Raw genomic sequence first — 7,500 nt, 5'->3', positions numbered from 1 at the left:
AGGTGTTAATCCCACACAATGTAGGGCTACAGTTTTATCATGATTTTAAACATAAATAGGAAACCCACTTAGATAGAGCGATCTACCTAAGTGGGTATTTTTTATGGCCTACTGTATTGCGCTTAAAGTAAGCTCGAAGGATCTGTTATCTTTAGTATACGCTCTTTAACAAGAAAATCAATTAGATTTTAAAAATGCACTAATTGATGCATAAATCTTGACAATAGGCATATAATATAGTATCATCATATCACAAAAGAGGTGAAGTAATGAATCAGCACTATAATCAGAACTATACCCGGGAAGAGATTAATGTGATTTTGGAAATGATACAAGACTGTGTCAGAGAGGGCAGATTCATTATATCAAAAAATGAGAATAGGCAAGAAAACATAGATTTTATAAATGAATATAATCTAAACAGCATAAGGCAAAAAGAGATTTTGTTAAAAATTAAAACAGAAGATTTCTGCCATTCATTGCATAATACAAAAATAGGATTTGAACATGAGGTTTTATATGTATTTTGTCCCAAGAATACGTTATTTAACATTGATGGCATTGAGGAGATTGTTGATATATATACGAAATTTAATCTAATTGATAGGGGAGTGGAAAACGAGTGGTTGTCATATCGTTTCATAAGCGAAACAAGCCGATTGATTATCTTTTCCGATGATCAATCAGAAAGTTTGAGAGTTTGAAAGGAGGTCGCCTTATGAATAGGAATAAGACTTTTTGCGAGGAATGCAGAAGAGATGTCGAATACATGGTAGAAACTGCAACAATTAAGGGTAAGCTTAAAGGCGAAGAATATGAGTATATTGGAAAGAAGGCAGTTTGTATGGAATGTGGAGGCGAAGTCTACGTAGCGGGTATAGAGGACGAAAATCTGAAGGCTTTGTATGACATGTACCGCCAAAAAAATGACATTATTTCGCAGGAGAAGATATTAGAAATACCTCAGAAATACAATATTGGCAAACGTCCGCTGTCATTGCTTTTAGGTTGGGGGGAAATGACTTTTTCGAGATATTGTGAGGGTGATATGCCTACAAAACAGTATTCGGATATTCTTCAAAAGATTTATGATGACCCAGCATATTATTTAGAATTGCTGGAGAAAAATAAGGATAATTTAAAATCTCCTCAGGCATATGAAAAAAGTAAGCGGAAGGTACAGGAACTACTTGGAGAAGAAAAAAATGCAGGTTCGAAGCTGGACTCGATTATTCAATATCTGCTTTATAAGTGCGAGGACATAACTCCTTTAGCTTTACAAAAGGCACTATATTATGTTCAGGGCTTTTTTTACGCTTTTGAAGGAAGGTTTCTTTTTGAAGAAGAATGTGAGGCATGGGTTCATGGACCGGTTTACAGAGATGTATATAACAGGTATTCATCTTATCGGTTTGACCCAATTGAGAGTGTTGAAGTTTTCGATGAATCAGTTTTTACAACTTCTGAAAAAGCAATACTGGATAGTGTTATTAAAAACTTTTGCTGTTATAGCGGAAAAATATTAGAAGAATTTACGCATCTGGAGAAGCCATGGCGGCGTACTAGGGACGGTTTGCCGGTGGATGCACATTCTAATCGTGTAATACCCAAAGAATTGATCGGGGAATATTTTGTTGCTGTGAAAGAAAAATTCAACATGCTTACTCCTGGAGATATAGAAGTATACTCGAAAGCTATATTTGAACAAATAAACTGATATTTTTAGCTTCCTTTTAGGTGAGATACTTATAAGACGCAAAACAAAGAAATCCAATATATAATGATATCATGAAAAAATGCCATTAAAACACATGAGCCCTTCGGGGCTTTTTCTTACGACATAAAACGGGAGTGAAGAATGTTCCTCTATAAAAGCACCCAAGATTTAGAGGAAGACAAGAAGAAGGCTTATATTTGCTTGCAGCTTTACCACTAACAGTCGCATTAAAATGCGGCTTTTTTTTGTAATGGTGGTTTCGTTTTGACGCTTATTTTAATAAAACGATAAATCAGCTCACAGTAATATGAAAACATACAAGAGAAATATTAATATTTTTCTGCAGGACAGATTTGAGATTTTTGACTTGTAATTTACTTCTACTTTAGTATATAATATATATCGATAACCGATATCGAATCTAGATATTAGATTGATATTTGAATTCTTTTCTTTTAGTATAAGTATTTTAGTAACATTTATTTTAAAAAGTTTATTTTACATTTATAAGTGAAGGAGAGGGATATTTGATAATGAACACAGAAAAAAATTTGAAAAACATAAGCAAAGTTTCGTGGAAAACCTTTTTAAAGGATGTATTTATTTGCTCCATGGGAGCATATGGTGGGCCAGAAGCACATTATGGTGTTTTTACTGAACAGTTAGTTGTTAAGAAAAAATATTTAACTGAGGAAGAGCTTGTTGAACTTATTGCTTTAACAGGTATTCTACCTGGCCCAAGTAGCACGCAAACAATTGTTGCTATTGGGCATAAAATTGGGGGACCAATATTAGCATTTCTAACTATGTTAGTTTGGGCATTACCGATAATAACCTTTATGACCATATTGTCATTTTTAAGTAGTAAGAATATTTCTAAGGAAGCGTTTCAATATATCGGTCCAATGGCAGTAGGTTTTATTATAGTCGCCGCCTACCGTATAGGACGAAAAGTTGCAACAGACAAGGTTACTTTATTATTGTTGATATTGGGAGCTGTAACTACTTATTTTATTCGAAAGCCTTGGATTTACCCATTAGTTTTGATTTTTGGTGGAGTAGTGAGTATTATAAAATCAAAGGAAAAAGACCTTTGGAATAGAGTAAAATTGAATCCACCTTGGAAATACCTGATTGCATTTGCTGTTATTGGAATAGGAAGTATAATTTTAAATATATTTTGGGACAACAAAATAATTCGAATATTTGAGAGTTTCTATCGCTATGGTTACCTTGTTATTGGTGGAGGACAGGTCGTCATTCCTCTTATGTATAGTGAATTAGTAGAAATTAATAAATATATGACAGACCAGGAGTTTTTAACTGGATTTGGTCTTATACAGGGATTACCTGGTCCAATGTTTAGTTTTAGCGCTTACGCAGGTGGGATGGCTGCAAGAGGAAGCGGTGTATTAATTCAATTAATAGGGGCGCTTGCAGGTGGAATAGGAATATTTTTGCCAGGGCTTCTCTTAATTTACTTTGTATATCCGATATGGGAAAACTTAAAAAAGATTAAAGGAATTAAGGTATCATTAAGGGGTATTACAGCCATCGCAGGGGGATTAATTACAACATCTGCAATCATTTTGATGCAAAAGAGTGACCTTATACTTGAAAACATTTTGGTTTGCCTGTTAACCGTTTTGCTTTTATTTATAAAAAAAGTGCCAACACCATTAATTGTTATAGCTGTATTAGTTGCAGGTTATATTTGGTAGATATCAAGCCGAAATTATATACTTTCTCTTTTTTAAAAATTTATCACGAGCCAGTTGGAGTAATAAAATACTTTAACTGGCTCTTTTGAGTTTTATAGATAATTTATGATAATTGGAGATTGACACAACAAGAAAATACTTATAAAATATACGAGTAGGGGGTATATAATGATTCTTTGTTATATAAACTCTATTTAATACTGAAAACTTTACACATACTGATTAGATGATGGTAAAAATTATTGTCTCAATAAATTTTAGAGGTGATTAACATGGAAAAAATAGTTATAATCGGAGGCGTAGCAGCAGGTGCTACAGCTGCAGCAAAAGCAAGAAGACTATCGGCAGATGCTCAAATTACTGTCCTTGAAGCAGGACCAGATATATCATTTGCTAATTGTGGACTTCCATATTTTATTGGAGGGGATATAAAAAACAGATCAAAGCTGATATTGCAAAGCCCTGAAAGCTTTAATGAACAGTATCAAGTAGCAGTTCATATAAATACTACTGCAACAGAAATTGATAGACAAAATAAAATTGTTTATGCTGTTGATTCAAAAACCGGGGAGAAGAAGGCATTTGAATACACTAAATTAATACTTGCACAGGGTGGAAAACCTATTGCACCTCCAATTCCAGGTGCAGAACAAGAACATGTATTCCAGCTTTGGACTCTTGAAGACATGGATAAAATCAATTCATTTATAGAAAACAAAAAGCCAAAGACGGCAGTAGTTGTAGGCGGTGGCTTTATAGGACTTGAGATGACAGAAGCACTCGTTAAGAGGGGGATGAAGGTGTCAGTAGTAGAAATGATGCCACATGTAATGAGTATAATGGAAGCCGAAATAGCTGGTTTTGTTCAAGAAGAAATGCTATCGTATGGAGTAAATTTATTAACAAACAAAGCAGTTTCTGAAATAGGAATAAATAGTGTCACTTTAAAGGATGGAACTAAGATTGATGCGGATATGGTTTTATTGTCAATAGGGGTTCGTCCTACCCTTAAACTTGCTCAGGAGGCAGGGCTTGCAATAGGCGAAGCAGGTGGACTTTTAGTTGATTCAACATTGAAAACTAGCGACGACAATATTTATGCAGCTGGTGATATGGTGGAAATTGAAAATAGAGTTCTTGGCAAAAAGGTTCGTATTCCCCTTGCTGGACCTGCTAATCGACAGGGAAGAATAGCTGCAGAAAATGCACTTGGTAAAAGGCACGTTTACAAGGGAGCGATTGGAACATCAATAGTAAGGGTTTTTGATGCTGTGGCTGGAATTACTGGACTTTCGCTAAAGGCAGCAAGAGCCGCAGGATTTAATGCGGATGCAATTGTAGTTCACAAAGAACACCATACATCCTATTATCCAGGAGCAGAACAAGTAACAGTTTTAATAGTTTATGACAGAGAAACAGGAGTAGTTCTTGGTGGCCAGACAGCAGGGTATGCAGGGGCTGACAGGAGACTGGATGTTTTAGCAGCAGCTGTTGCTGCAAAGCTTACTGTTTATGATATCGCAGATATGGATTTTGCATATTCACCACCTCTTGGAACTGCAAATGATGCTATGAACATGGCAGCTTATGCAGCAGAAAACAGGATTTCAGGATATTCTCCTGCATTGACGGCTGCTGAAATAGATACCTTTTTAGAAGGTAAAGAGGCTCTGTGGATAGATGTCAGGGATGTTTTCTCGTATGAAAAGTCACATGTAGATGGAGCAGTTAATATACCACTTGAAATACTTGCGACAGTAGTTAACAGAATTCCAAAACAACAACTAATATTTGTTTATGACCAAACAGGAAAGAAAGGGCATCAGGCATTAAGAACTTTAATTGGAGCAGGATTTACAAATGTATTTAACGTTAGTGGAGGATTTGAAAGTCTTTCAAGATATGCCAGAGCAACAAATCCAACTAATTTTAAAATAGATTTACCTGCACCTGAACTTAAGAAAATAGGAGAAAAAGCTGGTGAAGAAAAAAAGAATATTGCAAAGGAAGAATCAAAGATTAAAGAATCAAATGAACCTTTGATAATAGATGTGCGAACTAGAGAAGAATTTTCGTATGGAGCATATCCAGGTGCTATAAACATACCGCTTGATGAACTGGAAAGCAGAATTGGTGAGCTTGGTAAAAAGGATAGAAAAATAATTCTTTACTGTGCGTCTGGAGCAAGAAGTGCTTACGCTGTTCAGATTTTAAGGGCATATGGTTTTATGAATCTCGAAAATGGCGGAGGACTTACAAGAATGATGGCGCGCGCAAGAAACATCGGAAGATAAAACATGTTAGAAAGTAAAATTTTAGGTTAGCGTAAGCTAACCTTTTTTATTCATTGTGGTTAAGAGACCATGGGTTGCGAATATTAGAAAATAATTGAAAAATAGATAATTAAATGATATAATGCAGAAAATGTATGATATTCTGATATAGGTTTTTTGAAATTTTTCACTTAATAAAAACTGATAACAAGATTTGGTAGAGGAGGAACAAAAATGAAAAAGTTCATAGTTGAAGATGATTTTTGGGGAGTATTTCCAAATGCAAAAATTGGCATAGTAGTATGCACGGGCATTGACAACACAAATCATGACAGGGAAAAGTATGAGGAAATGCTTTTAAATGCAGAGAAAGAAGCTTTTAAGTATTTCAAGAATGAGGAATTTAGCAGCAATGAAGTAATTAGAGTCTGGAGAGAAGCATTCCAAAAATTCAAGACGAAAAAGGGTGCGCGTTCATCAATTGAAGCTTTATTAAAAAGAGTAAACAATGGAAACCACATTGGAACGATAAATCCACTAGTTGATATTTACAACTCAATTTCACTCAAGTATGCTATGCCATGCGGAGGAGAAGATATAGATGCATTTGTAGGAGATGTAAGGCTTACAAAGGCAAAAGGCAATGAATCTTTTATAACATTAGGTTCAAACGAGAGCGAACCTCCCTATGAAGGAGAAATAGTTTATAAAGATGATGAAGGAGCTATTTGTCGATGCTGGAATTGGCGCGAATCTGTCAGAACAATGTTGACAGAGAATACAAAGAATGCATTCTTATGCATTGAATTGGTTGATGAAAAAAGAATTAATGAATTTGAAGATGCTTTAAAAGAACTTGCAAGGCTTGTGCAGGAAAATCTAGGCGGAAACTATAAAATTACTATTTTGGACATCAATAATAAGAGCACAGATATATTATAAGATTGGAGAATCAATATGTTTTCTGTGCTGCTGACAGCATGTAATGGCTTCGAAATATAGAATTTTTTAAAAATATTGACAAAAGTAAGCTTGTTTTATAAAATAAATACATAAGACAAGCCTTACTTTTTTGAGGGAATATTTTTGGAAACGTTTCTTTTTTATTTTATAGTATGTGCAAACGATTTAACAATCAATAATTAGATAAAATTACATATTATTAATCTTGTGGTATATAATGTTATTATAGGATTATTCTATAATAACTAAATATAATTTTAAAAATTAAGGGGGAGACAAAATGAAAAAAGGTTTAGCAATTTTAATGGCACTTTTCCTGATTGGGGGAATGTTTGCAGGATGCTCCAAGAAGGAAGAAAAACAATCAGTAGTAATTTACCAGAACAAGGTTGAAATCAACGATGCATTGACTAAATTTGCAGCTGACTACACTAAGGAAACTGGAGTAGAAGTTATAGTAAAGACATCAGGTGGGGATTCACCGTATGCAGAACATTTAAAGGCTGAATTCCAATCAGACAGACAACCAGATATATTCGTAATAGAAGGTATGGGCGGATACAATACATGGCAATCAAAACTTGAACCATTCGAAGGCGATGAATGGATAGACTTAACAGACCTTGAATTCACAGTAGATGGAAAGGTATATGGATTCCCAGTAGCAGTTGAGGCATGGGGAATGGCATACAATGCTGAAATGTTAGAAAAAGCAGGAATTGACCCAAGCACATTGACATCACAGGAAGCATACAAAGCAGCATTTGAAAAACTTGATTCAATGAAGAAGGAATTAGGAATAACATCAGTTGTTGCAATGGCAGCA

6 protein-coding genes are annotated in these 7,500 nt (G+C 34.7%); all 6 read left to right on the top strand.

What is annotated here, in order from left to right; translation table 11 throughout:
- Positions 1–269: 269 nt before the first annotated feature.
- Positions 270–704: a hypothetical protein gene (locus ABG79_RS04310; RefSeq protein ID WP_479722823.1), complete on the top strand. Its 435-nt coding sequence runs from the start codon at positions 270–272 to the stop codon at positions 702–704.
- 14 nt (positions 705–718) lie between these two features.
- The gene (locus ABG79_RS04305) at positions 719–1,717 is read left to right on the top strand and encodes a type II TA system antitoxin MqsA family protein (RefSeq protein ID WP_057977511.1); all 999 of its coding nucleotides are present in this window, start codon (positions 719–721) and stop codon (positions 1,715–1,717) included.
- A gap of 533 nt (positions 1,718–2,250) precedes the next feature.
- Positions 2,251–3,438 carry a chromate efflux transporter gene (gene chrA / locus ABG79_RS04300; RefSeq protein WP_057977925.1) on the top strand — a complete coding sequence of 396 codons (1,188 nt, stop codon included), beginning with the start codon at positions 2,251–2,253 and terminating at the stop codon, positions 3,436–3,438.
- Positions 3,439–3,710: 272 nt separating this feature from the next.
- Positions 3,711–5,732, top strand: a complete 2,022-nt coding sequence (locus ABG79_RS04295) for an FAD-dependent oxidoreductase (protein WP_057977509.1) — start codon at positions 3,711–3,713, stop codon at positions 5,730–5,732.
- A 213-nt stretch (positions 5,733–5,945) separates the two neighbouring features.
- Positions 5,946–6,653: a B3/B4 domain-containing protein gene (locus tag ABG79_RS04290; RefSeq protein ID WP_057977507.1), complete on the top strand. Its 708-nt coding sequence runs from the start codon at positions 5,946–5,948 to the stop codon at positions 6,651–6,653.
- 301 nt (positions 6,654–6,954) lie between these two features.
- The coding region (locus tag ABG79_RS04285; protein WP_152978211.1) for an ABC transporter substrate-binding protein at positions 6,955–7,500 on the top strand (546 nt) is incomplete at its 3' end.

Origin of the sequence: Caloramator mitchellensis, assembly GCF_001440545.1 — a bacterium.
Lineage (GTDB): Bacteria > Bacillota > Clostridia > Clostridiales > Caloramatoraceae > Caloramator > Caloramator mitchellensis.
The sequence above is the reverse complement of the archived record's forward strand: the minus strand, read 5'-3'. Positions and strand labels throughout refer to the sequence as shown.

Bases quoted from the DNA above. Each gene is read 5' to 3' on its own strand.
- ABG79_RS04295 (WP_057977509.1), top strand. From the start codon at position 3,711: ATGGAAAAAATAGTTATAATCGGAGGCGTAGCAGCAGGTGCTACAGCT.
- chrA (WP_057977925.1), top strand. From the start codon at position 2,251: ATGAACACAGAAAAAAATTTGAAAAACATAAGCAAAGTTTCGTGGAAA.
- ABG79_RS04305 (WP_057977511.1), top strand. From the start codon at position 719: ATGAATAGGAATAAGACTTTTTGCGAGGAATGCAGAAGAGATGTCGAA.
- ABG79_RS04290 (WP_057977507.1), top strand. From the start codon at position 5,946: ATGAAAAAGTTCATAGTTGAAGATGATTTTTGGGGAGTATTTCCAAAT.
- ABG79_RS04310 (WP_479722823.1), top strand. From the start codon at position 270: ATGAATCAGCACTATAATCAGAACTATACCCGGGAAGAGATTAATGTG.